Here is an 18,780-nt window from a genome sequence, read left to right on the forward strand (position 1 = left end):
TCGGGTCCATCTCGATGAAATAGTCGCGTCCTGGCTGGGTGCCGGCCAGGTAGTCGACGAACCACAGCGATTCCCGCGAGACGTGATTGATGACCAGATCGACCATCAAGTCGCCATGGCGCGTCAGGCGGCGTATGTCTTCCCAGCCGCCAAGCGCCGGGTTGACCTCGCGATAGTGGATCACCGAGAAGCCATCGTCGCTGCTCCAGGGGAAGAAGGGCAGCACGTGAACGCCGCTGAAGGTGCCCGCGAGACGTGTCTCGAGAAACTCGTCGAGCACTTGCAACGGCGGCCGCTCACCGTCGAGCAGTAGGTCGCCGTAAGTGATCAGCAACTGGTCGCGCTCGCTCCATAGTGGACGCGAACGCTCGGGGATAGCACCACGCTGGTGCGATATCAGTCGCTGCAGGCGGCGTAGTACTTCATCGGCGCGCGGTCCGTAGATCTCGTTCAGACGCGCCTTGGCGCGTGCGATGAAAGCGGCTTCATCGAGTTCGGTCTGCGGGGCTGGAGAGATGGGGTAGGGCATCGAGGGTCCTCGTGGGAATCGGTGGCTCGCACGTCGACATTATTATTGCTGTTGCAGGAGTCGTGCCATCCATGAGCTTGGTTGGCGTGGTGACAACGCGCAAGCGAGTTTCCGCGTGGCGCGGGGAAGGCTACAATGTCGGTCAATCTCAATGACAACGACTCAACTGCGGACGCTCCACGATGCACTGCCCCTTTTGTGGAAAGTATGACACCAAGGTGACCGATTCGCGCCTCGTGGCCGAGGGGGATCAGGTGCGGCGGCGCCGCCAGTGCAATGACTGCGGCGAACGCTTCACCACCTACGAGACGGCAGAACTGGTCATGCCCCGCGTGATCAAGGGCGATGGCTCGCGAGAAACCTTCGATGAACGCAAGTTGCGTGCTGGTATGTTGCGCGCATTGGAAAAACGCCCGGTCAGCGCCGAATCCATCGAGGCGGCGGTCGAGCGTATCCGTCAGCGCCTACGTGCCCGTGGCGAGCGAGAGCTCGAGGCGCGCGAGGTTGGCGAGGAGGTCATGCGCTCGCTGACACGGCTCGATCAGGTCGCCTACATTCGCTTCGCCTCCGTCTATCGACGCTTCCAGGACCTCGACGAGTTTCGCGCCGAAATCGACCGCTTAGCGCAAGAGCCCAGCTTTGTGCCCGACGATAATGATCAGCGCTGACCTCGATACGCACCGACTCGAATCGCTCATGGAGTGACTCATGACACAGGACGCCGCCGTGTCGGCGCTATCTCACGAAGCGTGCATGTCGCGCGCGCTGCAACTCGCCCGGCGGGGCTGCTATACCACCCATCCCAATCCGCGCGTCGGCTGCGTGGTGGTGCGTCAGGGGCGCATCGTCGGGGAGGGCTATCATGCACGTGCCGGTGAACCTCACGCCGAGGTTCACGCCTTGCGAGCTGCTGGCGAGACGGCGCGAGGCGCCACGGTCTATGTCACGCTGGAGCCTTGTTCCCATCACGGTCGCACGCCGCCTTGTGCCCAGGCGCTGATCGAGGCCGGCGTGAGCCGGGTCGTGGTGGCCGTACTCGATCCCAATCCGCAAGTGGCCGGACGTGGCGTGGCAATGCTGCGTGAGGCAGGTATTGGGGTCGAGGTGGGATGCCTGGAAACCGATGCCGAAGCGCTCAATGTCGGCTTCGTCAAGCGCATGCGCGAGGGGTTGCCGTTCGTGCGCTTGAAGATGGCGATGAGCCTGGACGGCCGCACCGCCATGGCCAGCGGTGAGTCGCAATGGATTACCGGGGCAAGCGCGCGTACCGAAGTGCAACGCTTGCGGGCGCGCTCAAGCGCGGTGATGACCGGGGTCGATTCAGTCCTTTTCGATAATTCGCGTCTCACGGTGCGTGCCGCGCAGCTCGAGCTGGACGGTGCTGAAGCGATCGCCGAGCGCCAGCCGCTGCGTGTCGTGGTCGACTCGCGGCTGCGCTTGCCGGTGGCGGCGGCGTGCTTGCGCGAGCCGGGGCGCACCTTGGTGGCGACCGTTTCGCCAGATGAGGCGCGACGCGCGACGCTAGAACAGGCCGGGGCTGAGGTGCTCGTCTTGCCCGAAGCGGCCGAAGGGCGCGTCGATCTACGCGCCTTACTAGCGCATCTGGCGGAGCGCGAGCAATGCAACGAGGTGCTGCTCGAAACCGGCGCGACGCTGGCCGGTGCCATGCTCGATATCGGCGCCATTGATGAGATGCACCTGTTCGTGGCACCGACGCTATTGGGGGGCGAGGCACGCCCGCTTTTTGCGTTACCGGGGCTCGAACGCATGGCGCAGCAGCGTCCGTTGCAAATCGACGACATCCGCGCCGTGGGGTGTGATTGGCGCATCGTCGCGCGACCCTCTCACGAAGACGTTGCACCGGACGATGCCTGAATCGTTGCCCGCCTGGGTGTTGCCACTGGCGCGCAAGCGCGCTTGCAGGTACTCTGGGCGCCGACCTGACTGGGTGTCGAAGAGCGACGACGCCCGCGTCGTGACACCACGACACATCTTATGACGGCGCCGATGACAAGACCGCACCGGCGTACGAGACGAGCATCGGAGACACCATGGCGCTTTCATCCACACAGGGCTTGGCCTCCATCGAAGCCATTGTCGAAGACATTCGTCAGGGCAAGATGGTCATACTCATGGACGATGAGGATCGCGAGAACGAAGGCGATATCATCATGGCCGCCGAGTGCGTCGAGGCTGAGCATATCAACTTTATGGCCCGCCACGCGCGGGGCTTGATTTGCCTGCCGATGACCCGTGAACGCTGCGAGCGTCTCGAGTTGCCGTTGATGGTGCGCGACAACGGTTCCGGCTTTGGCACCAAGTTCACCGTCTCAATCGAGGCTGCACGCGGTGTCTCCACGGGTATTTCTGCCTCCGATCGCGCACGCACGGTGCGCGCCGCGGCGGCGCGCGACGCCGTCGCGGCGGATATCGTCCAGCCCGGGCATATATTTCCGCTGATGGCCGAGCCGGGCGGCGTGCTGCGTCGTGCTGGGCATACCGAAGCCGCTTGCGATCTGTCGACCATGGCTGGGTTCGAGGCCAGCGGCGTGATCTGCGAAGTGATGAACGACGACGGCAGCATGGCGCGCCGTGACGAACTGGAGCGCTTTGCCGTCGAGCACGGCATCAAGGTCGGTACGATCGCCGATCTGATCCATTATCGGATCCACCACGAGCGTACCGTCGAGGAAGTAGAGCGCACGGTCGTCGACACGGCATTCGGCGAGTTGACGCTACACGTCTTCCACGACCGGATTCAAAATGCCCACCATCTAGCGCTGGTGAAAGGCTCACCGCACAGTGAGACACCGACCACTGTGCGCGTGCATATCGCCGATACGCTGCGCGATCTGCTGATGTTGAGCAAGCCGGAGAGCCACAGTTGGACGGCGTCCAGCGCCTTGGCGCAGATCGCCGAAGCAGACGCCGGGGTCTTCGTGCTGCTCGACGATGGTCGGCCGCGTCTCGACCTCAAGGACCAGCTCGACGTGCTGTTGTCGCGCAAGCCGGCGCCGCGCTCGAGTGCCTCCGACGGTGCCGGCAATTATCTGACCATCGGCACCGGATCGCAGATCCTGCGCCAATTGGGCGTCGGGCAAATGCGTCTTTTGAGCTCGCCGTGGAAGTTCTCCGCGCTGTCCGGTTTCGATCTCGAGGTCGTCGAACGCGTGGGTGGCGATACCCCCGAGAGCGATCAGCCGGTAGAATAAGTCTTTCATTCATTCGTCTGCCGGGCCCATGGGCGCCGGCGGCCGCGCGTGCCGGTGCAGAAAATCGTTCCTTGGCGGTGGCGGTACCACGCGCCATGTCGAAGTGAGCGATCGCTTTACTGGCATGCACTGACATAGCTGATATATCGTGCGCGAAATATCGCGCATTCAGACCCGGGATTTGACAATGCAACCGATCTCTCAAGTCGAGGGTGGCTACACCGATGTCGATGGACGTTATGTCATCGTCGTGGGCCGCTTCAATCATCACGTGGTCGATAGCCTGGTGGAAGGGGCGGTGGATAGCCTCGTTCGCCATGGCGTGGACGAAGAAAACGTCGATATCATCCATGTTCCTGGTGCCTGGGAACTGCCATTGGCCGTCAAGCGCGCCGTGCAGGTACTCAAGCCTCATGCCGTTATTGCCCTCGGGGCAGTGATTCGCGGGGGGACCCCCCATTTCGACTACGTGGCAGGCAATTGCAACAGTGCCATGAGTAGCCTGCAATTGGAGCTGAATACTCCTCTCGCCAATGGTGTGCTGACGGTCGATTCCATCGATCAAGCCATCGAACGTGCCGGCACCAAGGCCGGTAACAAGGGCGCCGAGTCGGCCATGGCAGCGATGGAAATGGTCTCGCTGTTCAAGCGTATGGGGGGTGAAGCATGAGCCAATCACCCCGTGATGCGACCCCGGCCCAGGAGGCGCGCCGTGCGGCGCGTGAGTTGGCGGTGCAGGGTCTCTACCAATGGCAGATGACCGGCAAGTCGATCACGGCGGTGGAGTCGGAGTTTCGCGCACAAATCGCCGATGAAGACCTCGAGGAGCACGAAAACTGGCACAAGGTCATGGGCATCGCTGACCTGGCGCTGTTTCATGAGTTGCTGCACAACGTGGCCGGCGACCGTGAAGCCATCGACAAAACCATCGCGCCGCTGCTCGACCGTCGTCTCGAGGACCTTGACCGCATCGAGCTGGCGATTCTCCGGCTGGGTGCCTATGAGCTCAAGTATCGTCTCGAGGTTCCGTATCGCGTGGTGATCAACGAAGGCATCGAATTGGCCAAGGGCTTCGGTGCCACCGATGGTCACAAGTACGTCAATGGTATTCTCGACAAGTTGGCGAGCCGCTTGCGGAGTGCCGAGGTCGCTGCGCGTCGTCGTTGACATGTTGGGTGAATTCGACATCATCGCGCGTTATTTCGCGACGCCTGATCCGTCCCTGCCAAGCGCCGGTATTACGCTGGGGCCGGGCGATGACTGCGCGCTACTGAGTCCTGCCGCAGGGGCCGAGCTTGCCATGAGCGTGGATACCTCGGTGGCTGACGTGCATTTCCCCGGCGATGCGCCGCCCGAGGCCATTGGGCATCGTGCGCTGGCGGTGGCGCTTTCCGATCTGGCGGCGATGGGCGCGCGACCGCGCGGCTGTCTGATGGCTCTGACGCTGACGCATGCCGAGCCTGCGTGGCTGGAGCGGTTCGCTCAGGGTTTTCGCGATCTTGGCCGACATACGTCGACGCCCTTGATCGGCGGTGATGTCACGCATGGCGCTCTATCCATCGCTGTCACGGTGATCGGCGATGTGCCTGTTGGTCAGGCGCTGCAGCGGAGTGGCGCGATGCCAGGAGAACGCCTGGCGGTGACCGGTGCGCTGGGTGGCGGCCACGGCGGTTTACGCATGTGGCAGGCCGGAGGCCAGGACCTTGAAGACCCGTTGCTGGCGGCCTATCTGACACCAATACCCCAGCTCGAAGCAGGTCATGCACTACGGGGGATGGCCTCGGCGGCAGTGGATATCTCGGATGGCCTGCTGGCCGATCTCGGGCACCTTTGTCACGCCTCGGGCGTAGGCGCCTGCCTCGACCCGGCGTGTATTCCTCTGGCGCCGACGCTGGAAATGACGCTGGGTAGCGAAGGTGCCTTGCATGCCGCGCTCAGCGGTGGCGACGATTATCAACTTCTGGTCAGCGTGCCCGACACAGCCTGGGAAGCTGCCCAACGTCGCTGTGCTGATTGTGATGTCACGCTGACCGAGATCGGGCGTGTCGTCGCCGAGCCCGGTATCAGTGGAATTCCCGAAACAATGAAGGGCGCAGGATGGCAGCATTTCACGGGAGGCGGGCCTTGAATCGCTCACCGCGCAGCGTCTGGCGCCGTCCGACCCATTTTCTAGCGTTTGGCCTGGGAAGCGGGGCGATCCCGTTCGCGCCAGGCACTTTCGGTACATTGGCCGCAATCCCGTTCTATTGGCTGTTGTCGGGGTTACCTCTCGATTGGTACCTGGGGCTGGTGGGCGTGGCCTCGATCCTGGGCATATGGCTGTGCGAAAAGACCTCGCGCGATTTGGGCGTTCACGATCATTCCGGAATTGTCTGGGATGAATTCGTAGGTTATTGGCTGACCATGGCCGCGGTTCCCTTTTCGTGGGAAGCGGCGCTATGGGGCTTCGTAGTGTTTCGCATGTTCGACATCATCAAGCCGTGGCCGATCCGCTGGGTAGACCGTCACGTGGCAGGGGGCTTCGGGATCATGTTCGATGACGTGCTCGCTGGCGTATATGCCTGGAGTACTATGCATCTATGGTTCTGGCTGCATTAGGCATTGTCTGAAAACTGTCTGCGCTCGGCCATACTGCGTTAAAAATCAGCTCGGGCGCGAGTCCGATCAAAATGCTCATTTATACCCCGTAAACTCCGCCTTTTCGCTGATTTTTGCCTTGTCTGACCTTCGCTCGTCGACTTTTCAGACAGTGCCTAGCGCTTCTATACGCTCTTTGGCCGTGCCATGAAAAGCGCCTCGATCCGGTAGATCGAGGCGCTTTTCATGGAGTGGTGCGTGTGCGTGGTGCTTGTTTTATGCGACCGGCGCTGGGGCGGGCTGAGCATCGGCGAGCTTGAGTGTGGTGTGCGTGCGGTGACGCACGTCGCGCAGTAGCTGGCCGTTGTCGGCCAAGGTGTCGGCGCGCGCGGGCACGAGCTCATGCAGACGCTGTTGCCAGGTATCGCTGGCAAATTTCTCGGGAAAGCACTGTTCGACGAGATTGATCATGATCGAGGTGGCCGTGGAAGCGCCCGGAGAGGCACCGAGCAGTGCCGCGAGCGACCCGTCGCTGGCGGCCACGACTTCGGTACCGAATTGCAGCACGCCGCCTTTTTCCGGGTCTTTCTTGATGACCTGAACGCGTTGGCCGGCGATCTCGAGGCGCCAGTCCTCGGTTTTGGCCGTGGGGTAAAAGGTGCGTAGCTCGTCGACACGTTGCTCGTGGGAGAGCCGTACCTGATCGATCAAGTACTTGACCAGACTGAAGTTATCGCGTGCCACGGAAAGCATGGGGCTCAGGTTGGAGGAGCGCACGGATCTGGCCAGATCCATTACCGAGCCAGTCTTCAGGAACTTGGTGGTGAAGCCGGCGAAGGGCCCGAACAACAGCGAGGGCGTGCCGTCGACATTGCGCGTATCCAGGTGGGGCACTGACATCGGCGGCGCACCGATGGGGGCCTTGCTGTAGACCTTGGCGTGGTGCCGGGAAACGATCTCCGGCTTGTCGCAACGCAGCCACTGGCCGCTGACCGGAAATCCTGCGTAGCCCTTGCCTTCGGGGATGCCGCTTTTCTGCAGTAGATGCAGTGAGGCACCGCCAGCACCCAGGAACACGAAGCGTGCACGTAGCGTGCGCGTGGTGTGGTCGTTGCCTGCGATCTTGAGGGTCCAACTGCCATCGTCGTTGCGATCCAGATCCTCGACCGTCTGGCCTGTGGTGATGCGTACCTGCTCGTCGGGCTCTTCCTCGAGGCGGGCGAGGAGCTGGCGCGTCAAGGCGCCGAAGTCGACATCGGTACCGTCAGCGACGCGCGTCGCGGCCAACGGTTCGTCGCCCTCGCGCCCGTCCAGTAACAGCGGCGCCCATTCGTCGATGACGCTGCGCTCCTCAGTGTATTCCATTCCCTCGAAACACGGATGCTCGCGCATGGCATGGTAGCGATCGCGCAGGAAGCGGACGTCGTCTGCGCCGCGCACGAAACTCATGTGCGGTACCGGATGCACGAAGCGCGCCGGATCGCCGAGGTTACCCTTTTCGACCAAGTAGCTCCATAGCTGCTTGGACTCCTCGAACAGGGTATTAGTGTGGATGGCCTTGTCGAGCACGATCGAGCCGTCCTCGGCGCGGGGCGTATAGTTGAGTTCGCACAAGCCAGCGTGGCCAGTACCGGCGTTGTTCCAGGCAAACGAACTTTCGCTGGCAGTGGTGTCGAGGCGCTCGATGATCTCGATGCGTGCCTCCGGCTCCAGCTCGTGAAGCAGTGTCGCGAGCGTGGCGCTCATGACGCCTGCGCCCACGAGTACGATGTCTACTGACTCATCCATATGCGTGCCAACCATTCACATAGCCCTTGAGAAGGTGCGTCGGTCAGCCGGCGAGCGGCATCTCGAACTGTAACCGGCGCGATGGAATTCTGCGGTGCATTATAACGCTTTTGACGCGGAAATACTGCCTCCCCAAGCCCGACATTATGACTAATGACAAAGCCATAAGGGATCCCTTTGGCGTCCTGTAAAGGCGCTGCCTGGTCGGCGCATTCTCAATCACGCAGGCTGATGATGCGCCAGCCGCGTTGCTTGGCGGCCTCGCGAAGAGCGGCGTCGGGATCGACGGCGACGGGTTGGTCGACACGCTCGAGGAGCGGCAGGTCGTTGTGTGAGTCGCTGTAGAAACAGGCGCCTTCGAGGGTGGCGTCTTCCTCGGCAAGCCAGGTCTCCAGGCGCGTTACCTTGCCTTCACGGAAACTCGGGGTACCCACCACACGTCCTGTGTAGTGCCCGGCCTGGATTTCGGGGTCGACGGCGATCAGATCATCCACGCCCAGTCGTTCGGCGATGGGGCCGGTTATGAAGCGGTTGGTAGCGGTGATAATCAGTAGCCGATCGCCCTTGGCGCGATGGCGTGCCAGCAGTTCTTCTCCGCGTGTCAGGATGTGCGGTTCGATCTTGCTGGCCATGAACTGTTGATGCCAGGCGGCCAGTTGTTCCGGCGTATTCTCGGCCAATGGCTGTAGCGCCAGAGCCAGGTATTCCATGATGTCGAGATCGCCGCTCTGGTAATCCTGATAGAAGCGCTCGTTGGCGTTGCGGTAGGTCGTCGCGTCGACGGCGCCTTGCTCGATGAGGAACTCGCCCCAGGCATGGTCGCTGTCGAGGTCCAGTAGGGTATTGTCGAGATCGAAGATCGCCAGGCTCAAGGAGGACTCCTTGCATCGTGCTGAGTTAACAGGAAGATTACGTGCGGCGTAAAAGGAGATGGATTATCGCAGAGTTACCGAATGTTGCCCACCACGAGGCGTATTGATGCGCTTTCTGGCTTTGTGGAAGAATGGTCTCAACGACTATTCATTAAGGTGATGTCCGTGATCGACGCTGACGGCTTCAGGCCCAACGTTGGTATCATCATTGCCAACCGCAGTGGACAGCTGCTCTGGGCGCGTCGTGTGGGACAGAATGCGTGGCAATTTCCGCAAGGAGGAATCAAGGCGCATGAGACACCGGAACAGGCATTGTATCGGGAGCTCGAGGAAGAAATCGGTTTGACGCCGGAGGATGTCGAGATCCTGGCCTGTACGCGCGGATGGCTGCGCTACCGTCTCCCACGACGCATGGTGAGAACGCATTCGAGGCCGATATGCATCGGCCAGAAACAGAAGTGGTTCCTGCTCAAGATCCGGTGTCGGGATAGCCGAGTTTGCGTGGATTCTACGCCCAAGCCGGAATTCGATGGCTGGCGCTGGGTCAGTTATTGGTATCCACTGGGGCAGGTCGTGCCTTTTAAACGCGAAGTCTATCGCCGCGCCCTGCGTGAATTGGCGCCGCGCGTTCACCGTTTGGCGAACGAAGAGGGACCCTGCTAGGCGCCGTTCGAGATGTCGCCACCGAGGGGCTGATATCACGGGGCGTGCCGAAATGCCCTACGTTAGCCTTGAGACCAACCGTCGCACGCGTGTCGTGACGACAACAAGAAGAAATACCAATGCTCGATGTTCTCCGACGCATCATTCAGGAAGTCAACGGCGCGCGCAGTCTCGAGGCTGCGCTGGCGACCATGGTGCGCCGAATCCGCAAGGCCATGCGCACTGATGTGTGCTCCATCTACCTGTTCGACGTTGAGCGCGACCGCCTGGTGCTCATGGATACGTTGGGCCTGCACAGCGAAGCGGTGGGGCAGGTGAGCATGGGGCTCGGCGAGGGGTTGGTCGGGCTGGTGGGGCAACGCGAGGAACCGCTCAATCTCGAAGATGCACCTTCGCACCCTTATTTCCGCTATTTCGCCGAGACGGGCGAGGAACGTTTCTCGAGTTTCCTCGGTGTGCCGATCATCCATCAGCGCCGTATGCTCGGCGTGCTGGTCGTCCAGCAGCAGGCCATGCGGCGTTTCGATGAAGGCGATGAGGCGTTTCTGGTTACCATGGCTGCGCAATTGGCTGGTGTTCTGGCGCACGCCATGGCGACAGGGACACTGACCCGGCTGGCCCAAGCCGATAGCCAGGCGATGTTTTCGGGGGTCGCGGCATCGCCTGGTATGGCGTCGGGAGAACTGGTGGTACTGATGCCGCCGGCGGATCTCAATAGCGTGCCGGATCTGATTCCCACCGATATCGAGTTCGAAGTTACCCGCCTGCACGAAGCGATCGCCAATGTTCGCAAGGAGATCGGTGTCGCGGCGGCACGCTTGGTCAAGCGTATCTCGGCGCAGGAGGTGGCGCTATTCGATGCCTATCAGCAGATGCTGGGCGACGCGGCACTGGGCCAAGAGGTCGAGAAGCGCATCCGCGAAGGTCAGTGGGCACCCGGCGCCCTGGCCGATGTGGTCAAGCGTCATGTGCAATATCTGGAGCGTGTCGACGACAACTACTTGCGCGAGCGAGCCGCCGACATTCGCGATCTGGGGCGCCGCGTGCTCGCCCATCTGCAGGAGGACAGCCCGCGCACGCCGGATACTTACCCCGAGCAGACTATCTTGATCGGCGATGAGTTGAGTGCGGCATCGCTGGGTGAGGTGCCGCGCGACAAGTTGGTGGGGCTGGTGTCGATTCGCGGTTCGAGCACCTCGCATGTCGCTATTCTGGCGCGCGCAATGGGCATTCCGACCGTGCTGGGGATGGTCGATCTACCCTTGCCGAGGCTCAACGGCGCACGGGCGATTCTCGATGGCCATCGCGGTCGCCTGTTCGTGCGCCCCGACGCTGAGCGTGAGCACCATTATGAGACCTTGATCGCCGAGGAGAAGGCCCTCAGCGAGGTGCTCGAGCATGAACAGGATCGCCCCAGCGAGACCTCCGACGGTTACCACATACCCTTGATGGTCAACACCGGGCTGGCCGTGGATGCGGTAGCGTCGCTCAAGTCGCGGGTCAGCGGCGTGGGCCTTTATCGCACCGAAGTGCCATTCATGATGAACGAGCGCTTCCCTAGCGAGCAGGAACAGACGCGGCTTTACCACGATCAGCTCGAAAGTTTCGCGCCGTTGCCGGTGGTGATGCGCACGCTGGACATCGGTGGCGACAAGGACCTGCCGTACTTCCCCATCGACGAGGCCAACCCCTTTCTGGGATGGCGCGGGATCCGTGTGACGCTCGATCACCCGGAAGTGTTGATGGTCCAGTTGCGCGCCATGCTGCGCGCCTCAGTGGGGCTCGATAACCTTTGCATCCTGTTGCCGATGATCTCGAGCATCGAAGAAGTCGATACCGCGCTCAAGCTCATCGACCGGGCCCATCGGGAACTGACCGAGGAGGGCGTCAAGCTGGCGCGTCCCAAGGTCGGCGTAATGATCGAGGTGCCGGGAACGCTTTATCAGCTCGATGCGCTGGCCGCCCGCGTCGATTTCTTCTCGGTGGGCAGTAACGATCTCACCCAATATCTGCTGGCGGTGGATCGCAATAATCCGCGTGTAGCGAGCCTCTATGATGCCTGCCACCCTGCCGTACTGGGCGCCTTATCGCATCTTGCCATCGAGTCGCGACGCTTGCAGGTGCCAGCCTCGGTATGCGGTGAACTGGCCGGCGACCCCGCTGGCGCCATGCTGCTGATGGGCATGGGCTTCGAGGCGCTCTCCATGAATGCCCCTAGTTTGTCTCGCGTGCGCGCGGCGATCCGGCGTGTTTCGCTTGCAGACGCGCGGACGTTGCTCGATGAAACGCTGGCGTTGCCCACTACTGCGGCGGTGCGAGCACACCTGCGTCGACGAATGGGTGAGTGGAAGCTGGCCCATTTGCTGCCTCCCGACGACTGAGTCTTGGCAGAGTGCACTCTACACTTGGTTAGAATGGTTCGTCAGGACTGGGTGACGCCCGCCAAGGCGAGTGAATGCCAGCGGCTGCCATGCGCGGCGCCGTTCGGGCCGAAGCGCGATTCCTGCAATTCAATGCTGGTGGGGCGCCATTCCACGAGTGTCGTGGCGCGGGTGCCGTAGCGCTGTCCTCGAATGAAGATCGGTGACAGGAAACTTTCCATTTCCATGCCCACGCCGGTATCCGGTAGGTCCAGTGTCGGCGCTGACCGGGTATCGTGCATCGTGTCCAGCGCGGGCGCCTGCCAAGGGGGCTGCTTCAGTGCACGTGCGAAGCCGTCCCGAGCGCGGACCACTTTCGGCCATGGCGTATCCAGGGTGGCATTGGAAAGTCCGTGCACGCCGGGCGAGACTCGGGAGAGCGTCGTGCCTGCCGGACCATGGTGAACGTGGAGTAGCGTGACGCCGTCGCAGTAGAGCAGATTGAACCAGTCATAGGTCTGTGCCTCGCTCGCCACGAGGGACTCGAGCCAGGCGAGCGGTGTTTCGTGCGTCAGTGCCTGGTAAGGCAGGGTGCCTCGACTGGGTCGTGAGGGCGGCGCTTTAGCGTGCGCGTCGCGGACATTGGTCACTGCCGCGAAGCGTCCCGTTTGCGATGCCGCCAACCAAGTGCCTCCGGCACGCAGATCACGACCGCCGACGAGGGCGGGTGCGTCCGGCCATACGGCCAGTGCTCGTGTTGGGCGGGTGTGAGTTTCATCGCGGTTGGCGGCCAGACGCAGGGGCGTGTCGCTGCCTGGGCGCCAGTCGAAGACGATCAAACACATGTCATATTTCTCTCGACAAAGGCTTTCGTGGACGTCGCTATCGCGAAGATGATGGCGCCAGCGTAACGCGCCATGCCGAGGCCCGCACGTGCCATGACAGTCGGTAAGCGAGCGCGTACACTCGCTGCATCGTCACGAGCAGGGTAGGGAATGCACAAAGCCGCGACTCCTTCGAGCCCCCATCGTTCGCGCTGGAAAGCGTTGCTGTGGCCGCTGTTGCTGGCCGAGATAGGCTTCACGCTGGTGTGCCTGGGCGCCGGAGCGTTGATCTGGCAGGCGAGTGATCGTCGTGAATCGGAAGATGCGCTGGCGCGTCTGCAGGCCTCGCATAGTGTCTACGCACGCCAGTTGGACGCTCGCTTGACCGCCCAGCAGCAGCATCTTGTGATGCTTGCGCGTGGCTCGCGGCGCATTCTGCAGTCGATGGACGAGAATACCTCGACTTCCCCGAGTGTCTCTCCGGTACTGCCGGCCGTGCTGTCGCACGACGATACCGAGCGGCTGTTGACGAGGCTGCTCGATGATTATGATGGCACGGATGTCTTGGTCACTCGCCTCTTTGTATTGCCGGTGGGCATGCGCGATTTCAGCGTCTCCGAGTCGCAGGATAATATCGATAGTGACCTTCCTCCTTATCAGCGAAAACGCGTCTCTGACGATGCGGAAAACGTAACCTGGTGGATTGGAGCCCAAACGCCATCAGGACGCTTGGTTGCCACCCGCGATGTCGTGTGGAACGAACGTTACCTTGCGCGGGTGGGTATGGAAATCTCCCTGCCACGGTTGAAGCGTTTGATTCGTGATGAGACGGGCAACACTGGGGAGCACTGGTTGGTCGACGGCGCCGGGAATGCCTTGATGCGCGATGATGCTTCCCGCGTGTTGCCGGATGCCGCGGGGCGTTATGGGATGCAGTGGCTGGAAGAGGGGCGCCGGGCGTTGATCTGGGACACGCTCCCCGGCACCGGGTGGCGGTTGGTGAGTCGCCTAAGTCTGTCTGACGATAGTGCCTGGCAGCAGGCACTGCCATGGCTGAGTATCGGCTTGATCCTCGGCAATGTGCTGATTTTTGCGGGCTTCGTGACCGTGCTCTATTGGCGGTTGCAGCGCGAGGAGGACGCCTGGCGGGCCGCGCTGGGCCGGATCGCCGGCTGGCTCCCCCACCCGCAGGACGATACGCCAGACATCACCGCTGTCTCGCCGACTACCTTGAATGCGCTATTGACGCGTCTTGAGCCGCAATTGGGGACGCGCGCACCGGACGATGTCTGGGACATGCCCGCCTGGCTCAATACCTTGCAACTACCGGCCTTGCTGACCGAGGGCGATGCCATTGTGACCCTGAATCCCTCCCTGGCGCGATTGCTCGGCGAGCGTCCTGAGGCGTTGCGCGACATTCTGCTGGCCGAGTGGTTGAAACCGCGACTCGTCGATGAACAACGGCGCCGGGTGCGGGTTACCGACACCGGGGGAGGAACGCGAGAATATCGCCTCGAATGCCTGGTCGTACGTGATGAACACTCCGTCTGGGCGTTGATCGACCAGACCGAGACCGGGGAGACCTTGCACCGCTTGCGTCTGGCCCGTGACCAGGCGCGCGAAGATGCGCGCCTCAAGACGGGCTATCTGTCGCATCTGCGCCAGGAACTCGAGGCCTGCGTTAAAACGCTGACCTCGCTTCCCGGGACCGAGGCGCCGCATTCCCCACTGCAGAGGGAGGCGCTGCGACGACGCCTGGAAGATGCCATGCTATTGCTCGATACCCTGGCGGAGGACAAGCCGGCGTCCGAGGCGGATTCAAGCGATACGCGTCCCTGGGTGCTGATCGTCGATGATGGCCCTGTCAATACGCTGCTGGCATGTAGCGTGCTCGAGCGTCAGGGCTGTCATGTCGAGACCGCTACGAATGGTGAGGAAGCGCTGGCGCTGGCCGAGCGTCAGGCGTTCGATCTGGTCTTCATGGACATCTATATGCCGACCCTCGATGGCATGGAAACCAGTCGCCGCTGGCGTCGCTTGGAGCGTCGTCTGGCGCGGCGGCATGCCAGCGTGCTGGTGGCGTTGACCGCCAATGTCACCGAAGCCAGTCGAGACGCCTTTCTGAAGGCGGGCATGGATGACTGCCTGGCCAAGCCTTACCGCCCCGGCGACCTGGTCGCGATGGTGCGCCGTTGGGTGGGCAGAGGCGAGGCGTCCGAGACGTAGCCGGCGCTATGCGTCGTTGCCGCTCGGCAGCGGTTGTCGTAAGGTGTCGGGCCCACGCCGCCCAGAACGTAGGCAAGGAGAACGCATGCTCAGTTACCCTGATATCGACCCCATCGCCATCGCCTTGGGGCCCCTCAAGGTGCATTGGTACGGGCTGATGTATGTCATTGGTTTCGTGGGGGCCTGGTGGCTGGGGCGCAAGCGCGCCGCTCGCATCGGTCTCAAGGCGGACGATATCGGCGACTTGCTGTTCTATGGCGCGTTGGGTGTCGTGCTCGGCGGGCGTATAGGGTATGCGATCTTCTATGGTTTCGAACGCCTGATGGACAATCCATTATGGATCTTCCAAGTCTGGGATGGCGGCATGAGCTTCCATGGTGGCCTGGTGGGTGTCTTGATTGCCGCTGGCTTGTTCGCGCGCAAGCATCGCTTGGCGTTTTTCCAATTGACCGATTTCGTGGCGCCGATGGTACCGATTGGCCTGGGGGCCGGACGCATCGGCAACTTCATCAATCATGAATTACCCGGGCGCGTGACCGACGTGCCCTGGGCGCTGGTGTATCCTGGCCTGGGCCCTGAGGGACGTCATCCCTCGCCGCTTTATGAGTTTGCGCTGGAAGGCGTGGTGATGTTCGTCGTGCTGTGGTGGGTCTCTAGCCAGCCGCGTCGGCGTGGTATGATATCCGGTTTGTTTCTGTTGCTTTACGCGGTGTTTCGCTTCTCGGTCGAATTCGTGCGTCAGCCCGACCCACAGCTAGGTTTCATCGCCTTCGGCTGGCTGACCATGGGCCAGCTGTTGACCGTGCCCATGGCTTTGGCCGGTATCGCCTTGATGGTCTGGTCGCGTCGGCAGCCCGTCGACGACGCGCGTGAAGCGCCGTCGGCAGCGTGAGCGGCCAGGTGTCCAATTCCGGCGCGGCATTACCGCGCCTTCATCGTTCAACGTTCGGATGACATGCAGCCTTATCTCGATTTGATGCGCCATGTGCTCGACCATGGCGTGGAAAAAAGTGACCGCACCGGGACCGGGACGCGCAGCGTTTTCGGTCATCAGATGCGCTTCGACCTGGCCGACGGCTTCCCGCTGGTAACCACCAAGAAGCTCCACTTGCGCTCCATCATCCATGAGTTGCTGTGGTTCCTGCGCGGTGACACCAATATTGCCTATCTCAAGGAAAATAATGTCCGTATCTGGGATGCATGGGCCGATGAGAACGGCGACCTGGGGCCGGTTTACGGCTATCAGTGGCGCAGTTGGCCGCGTCCGGATGGGGGGCATGTCGATCAAATCGCCAATGTCATCGAGCAGATCAAGCGTCACCCCGATTCGCGCCGATTGATCGTCTCCGCCTGGAACCCTGCGCTGGTCGATGACATGGCGCTGCCACCATGCCATGCCTTGTTTCAGTTCTATGTCGCCGATGGCCGGTTGTCGTGCCAGCTTTACCAGCGCAGCGCCGATATCTTCCTTGGGGTGCCATTCAACATTGCCAGCTACGCGCTACTCACGCAGATGATCGCGCAGGCGTGCGGCCTGGCGCCGGGCGAGTTCATTCATACCCTGGGCGATGCACACCTCTACCTCAATCATCTCGATCAGGCGCGCCTTCAATTGAGTCGCGCGCCGCGTCCACGCCCGCGCCTGGTGCTCAATCCCGAAATCACGAATGTGTTCGATTTTACCTTCGAGGATATCGCCATCGAGGATTATGATCCCCACCCGCATATCAAGGCGGAGGTCGCCATATGAGCGAGCCCACGAACGCCTATGTCGATACGGTGGTGCCCATCGCCCTGGTGGCGGCGATGTCGCGCGAACGTGTCATCGGTGTCGATAACAAAATGCCGTGGCACCTGCCGGAAGACCTCAAGTTCTTCAAGAGTGTGACCATGAACAAACCGCTGGTCATGGGGCGCAAGACGTTCGAGTCCATCGGTCGACCGTTGCCGGGACGCTTGAATATCGTTGTCACGCGTGATCGTGGCTATTTCCATGATGGAATCAGCGTTTGCCATGATCTGGCCAGTGCTCTCGATATGGCGGACAGCCACGCCATTATCGAGGGTGTCGAGGACATCTGCGTGATCGGCGGTGGTGAGATATTTACCCAGACCCTGGCCTGTGCTTCGCGCTTGTATCTGACGGAAGTCGATCTGGACGTTGATGGCGACGCCTGGTTTCCCGCGTTCGACACGGTGCATTGGAAGGAAACCGAGCGCGTGCCCGGGCAGAGCGGCGACGGCAAGCCCGACTACACGTTCGTGCATTACGAGCGGCGGTGAGGTTGCCAGCGCGGCGAAGCTGGCACAGACTTACCCGGTAGCCCGCATGGGCCGGGCCTGTCTACCGTGTCGATATGATATCGATACGTAGACGATTCGAAGCCCAGCGTTCGTTCAAGGCAATCAGGGAGTGCACGTCTTGCTGACCGACCACGCAGACGCCCTGTTCAGGGCATTGGAACATCAAGCCGAGGCCTGTCGGGCCAATCTTGAGGCCGCTCGTGGGCAGGTAGCGGCGCTCGAGTCGGAAAACCGTGCCCTGCGTGAGCGCCTCCTGGCGCTTGCCGAGCTGGAGCCCGACGAGACGGAGACACCCGCTACCCAGGCGGAGTTGCCCGATGCTGGCGCGAAAGCTAGGGGGTTGGGACCCATCGCATTTCGTGGTCCGCGTCGGTCGGCGGGAAAAGTCACCGGAGATCATGCGTCTTCCGCCTCTGCCTCCTCGTCAGACGATTACAGCAAGGACGCCGGCCATGCGGAGAGCGAGACCCCGCAGGCTCACCTGGCACTGGGTGCGGAACATGAGCCGCCTTCTCCCCAGTCGTTGCTGGCACAGTGGTACCAGCGCTATCCGGAAACCTTCTTCAAGGGGCACACTCAGCCGCTCAAGACGGGCATTCATCTCGACCTGGTCGCGCGCGAGCCCTGGCCGGAGAAGCTCGTGCGTCGCGCCCTGGCGTGCTACGTGCACTTGCCGCGCTACCTCAAGGCGGTACGTACCGATGCGGTGCGGGTAGATCTCGACGGCCAGGCGGCAGGCACCGTGACCGAGGGCGAGGCACGTCATGCCCGCAAGCAGCTCGATGAACTCACGAAGAAGCAGAAAAAACAGCAGAAACAGCACAACGAGCGCCAGGAGTCCGAGCAGCTAGAGCGTAAGTTGAGCCAGTTGCTCGCCAAGCACGGTCGATGACCGTAGGCTGAAAGCAGTGAAAAAGAGGGGCACAAGCCCCTTTTTTCTTGCCATGTTTTTCAGCATCGGATGGGGATTATCTCCGTGTTATGCGACTTTGGTAGTAAAACTTGTCTTTATGGCGGATTGCCCCTTGCCAGAGAGAGCCTTGAATCGTAAAGATGAGTACGTCGCTGGCGTCATGCCAATGTCATATTGGTGGCGTAAAGTGGCTTTCAGGCCTTTCAGGGCCGGCTCACGGGGAGATGATCTTGACCGAATCGACAGGAAGCGCGGAAGGAAAACAGTGTTTTTTTCTTGTTGCGTTCTCCAAAAGACCGGTATATGGTTTCTCTGCGAGCATTGGATAACAACAAGGCTTTACGAACTCGTCGCGGTGTTGCCTTGGCAAGCCGCTGAAAAAATAGACCGAGTCGAAAGCCGACTGCATTTGCAGACACGATCGAACAGTAAGCTAGTTAAGGAATTTATCGCGATGAAAAAGACACTCTTAGCGACTGCCGTTGCCGGTGCCCTGGGCGCCTCCGCTGGTG

Annotated in this window: 19 protein-coding genes; 15 read left to right on the plus strand and 4 right to left on the minus strand. The window is 61.6% G+C overall.

Features of this window, described 5'->3' with window-relative positions; genetic code table 11:
- Nucleotides 1-529 (minus strand): alpha-amylase family glycosyl hydrolase (locus OP495_RS13645; RefSeq protein ID WP_280570020.1); only part of this gene is annotated, 529 nt, incomplete at its 3' end.
- 182 nt (nucleotides 530-711) lie between these two features.
- Between OP495_RS13645 and nrdR the strand changes: the two genes are divergently transcribed.
- The 7 genes from nrdR (at nucleotide 712) to OP495_RS13680 (ending at nucleotide 6,339) form a co-directional block, all read left to right on the plus strand.
- Nucleotides 712-1,197, plus strand: a complete 486-nt coding sequence (gene nrdR / locus OP495_RS13650; RefSeq protein ID WP_280570022.1) for a transcriptional regulator NrdR — start codon at nucleotides 712-714, stop codon at nucleotides 1,195-1,197.
- Nucleotides 1,198-1,237: 40 nt separating this feature from the next.
- Nucleotides 1,238-2,404, plus strand: coding sequence for a bifunctional diaminohydroxyphosphoribosylaminopyrimidine deaminase/5-amino-6-(5-phosphoribosylamino)uracil reductase RibD (gene ribD / locus OP495_RS13655; protein ID WP_280570024.1), 1,167 nt, complete (start codon nucleotides 1,238-1,240; stop codon nucleotides 2,402-2,404).
- A gap of 176 nt (nucleotides 2,405-2,580) precedes the next feature.
- Nucleotides 2,581-3,741: a bifunctional 3,4-dihydroxy-2-butanone-4-phosphate synthase/GTP cyclohydrolase II gene (ribBA, locus tag OP495_RS13660; protein WP_280563161.1), complete on the plus strand. Its 1,161-nt coding sequence runs from the start codon at nucleotides 2,581-2,583 to the stop codon at nucleotides 3,739-3,741.
- Nucleotides 3,742-3,928: 187 nt separating this feature from the next.
- Nucleotides 3,929-4,411, plus strand: coding sequence for a 6,7-dimethyl-8-ribityllumazine synthase (gene ribE / locus OP495_RS13665; RefSeq protein ID WP_280563160.1), 483 nt, complete (start codon nucleotides 3,929-3,931; stop codon nucleotides 4,409-4,411).
- On the plus strand, nucleotides 4,408-4,908 hold the full coding sequence (gene nusB / locus OP495_RS13670; RefSeq protein WP_280563159.1) for a transcription antitermination factor NusB: 501 nt from the start codon (nucleotides 4,408-4,410) through the stop codon (nucleotides 4,906-4,908). The genes ribE and nusB overlap by 4 nt, the downstream gene beginning before the upstream one ends.
- 1 nt (nucleotide 4,909) lies before the next feature.
- A complete protein-coding gene (gene thiL, locus OP495_RS13675; RefSeq protein WP_280570027.1) occupies nucleotides 4,910-5,869 on the plus strand; it encodes a thiamine-phosphate kinase in 960 nt (319 codons plus the stop codon).
- Entirely contained in the window at nucleotides 5,866-6,339 is a 474-nt protein-coding gene (locus tag OP495_RS13680; RefSeq protein WP_178999825.1) for a phosphatidylglycerophosphatase A, read from the plus strand. The genes thiL and OP495_RS13680 overlap by 4 nt, the downstream gene beginning before the upstream one ends.
- Before the next feature lie 255 nt (nucleotides 6,340-6,594).
- Here the strand turns inward: OP495_RS13680 and mqo are convergent, their stop codons facing one another.
- Nucleotides 6,595-8,121, minus strand: a complete 1,527-nt coding sequence (gene mqo / locus OP495_RS13685; RefSeq protein ID WP_280563156.1) for a malate dehydrogenase (quinone) — start codon at nucleotides 8,119-8,121, stop codon at nucleotides 6,595-6,597.
- A 200-nt stretch (nucleotides 8,122-8,321) separates the two neighbouring features.
- Nucleotides 8,322-8,978, minus strand: a complete 657-nt coding sequence (locus OP495_RS13690; protein ID WP_280570029.1) for an HAD family hydrolase — start codon at nucleotides 8,976-8,978, stop codon at nucleotides 8,322-8,324.
- Between the two features lie 165 nt (nucleotides 8,979-9,143).
- Here OP495_RS13690 and OP495_RS13695 point away from each other — a divergent pair, with 165 nt between their 5' ends.
- Nucleotides 9,144-9,641 carry an RNA pyrophosphohydrolase gene (locus OP495_RS13695; protein ID WP_040243185.1) on the plus strand — a complete coding sequence of 166 codons (498 nt, stop codon included), beginning with the start codon at nucleotides 9,144-9,146 and terminating at the stop codon, nucleotides 9,639-9,641.
- Nucleotides 9,642-9,760: 119 nt separating this feature from the next.
- Nucleotides 9,761-12,022, plus strand: a complete 2,262-nt coding sequence (gene ptsP, locus OP495_RS13700) for a phosphoenolpyruvate--protein phosphotransferase (RefSeq protein ID WP_280570032.1) — start codon at nucleotides 9,761-9,763, stop codon at nucleotides 12,020-12,022.
- Between the two features lie 41 nt (nucleotides 12,023-12,063).
- Here the strand turns inward: ptsP and OP495_RS13705 are convergent, their stop codons facing one another.
- Nucleotides 12,064-12,846, minus strand: coding sequence for an NRDE family protein (locus OP495_RS13705; RefSeq protein ID WP_280570034.1), 783 nt, complete (start codon nucleotides 12,844-12,846; stop codon nucleotides 12,064-12,066).
- A 150-nt stretch (nucleotides 12,847-12,996) separates the two neighbouring features.
- On the opposite strand from OP495_RS13705, the gene OP495_RS13710 reads away from it, so the two are divergent.
- From OP495_RS13710 to OP495_RS13735, 6 genes are all read left to right on the plus strand, one after another.
- Nucleotides 12,997-15,051, plus strand: coding sequence for a response regulator (locus tag OP495_RS13710; protein WP_280570036.1), 2,055 nt, complete (start codon nucleotides 12,997-12,999; stop codon nucleotides 15,049-15,051).
- A gap of 85 nt (nucleotides 15,052-15,136) precedes the next feature.
- Complete coding sequence (lgt, locus tag OP495_RS13715) at nucleotides 15,137-15,943, plus strand: prolipoprotein diacylglyceryl transferase (protein WP_280563148.1); 807 nt, start codon at nucleotides 15,137-15,139, stop codon at nucleotides 15,941-15,943.
- A 63-nt stretch (nucleotides 15,944-16,006) separates the two neighbouring features.
- The gene (locus OP495_RS13720) at nucleotides 16,007-16,801 is read left to right on the plus strand and encodes a thymidylate synthase (RefSeq protein ID WP_280570039.1); all 795 of its coding nucleotides are present in this window, start codon (nucleotides 16,007-16,009) and stop codon (nucleotides 16,799-16,801) included.
- Nucleotides 16,798-17,334, plus strand: a complete 537-nt coding sequence (locus OP495_RS13725; protein WP_280570041.1) for a dihydrofolate reductase — start codon at nucleotides 16,798-16,800, stop codon at nucleotides 17,332-17,334. The genes OP495_RS13720 and OP495_RS13725 overlap by 4 nt, the downstream gene beginning before the upstream one ends.
- A gap of 139 nt (nucleotides 17,335-17,473) precedes the next feature.
- Nucleotides 17,474-18,247, plus strand: coding sequence for a ProQ/FINO family protein (locus OP495_RS13730; RefSeq protein ID WP_280570043.1), 774 nt, complete (start codon nucleotides 17,474-17,476; stop codon nucleotides 18,245-18,247).
- A gap of 148 nt (nucleotides 18,248-18,395) precedes the next feature.
- On the plus strand, nucleotides 18,396-18,780 hold a 385-nt coding region (locus OP495_RS13735), incomplete at its 3' end, for a hypothetical protein (protein WP_280570046.1).

Origin of the sequence: Chromohalobacter sp. 296-RDG (assembly GCF_029889885.1) — a bacterium.
Lineage (GTDB): Bacteria > Pseudomonadota > Gammaproteobacteria > Pseudomonadales > Halomonadaceae > Chromohalobacter.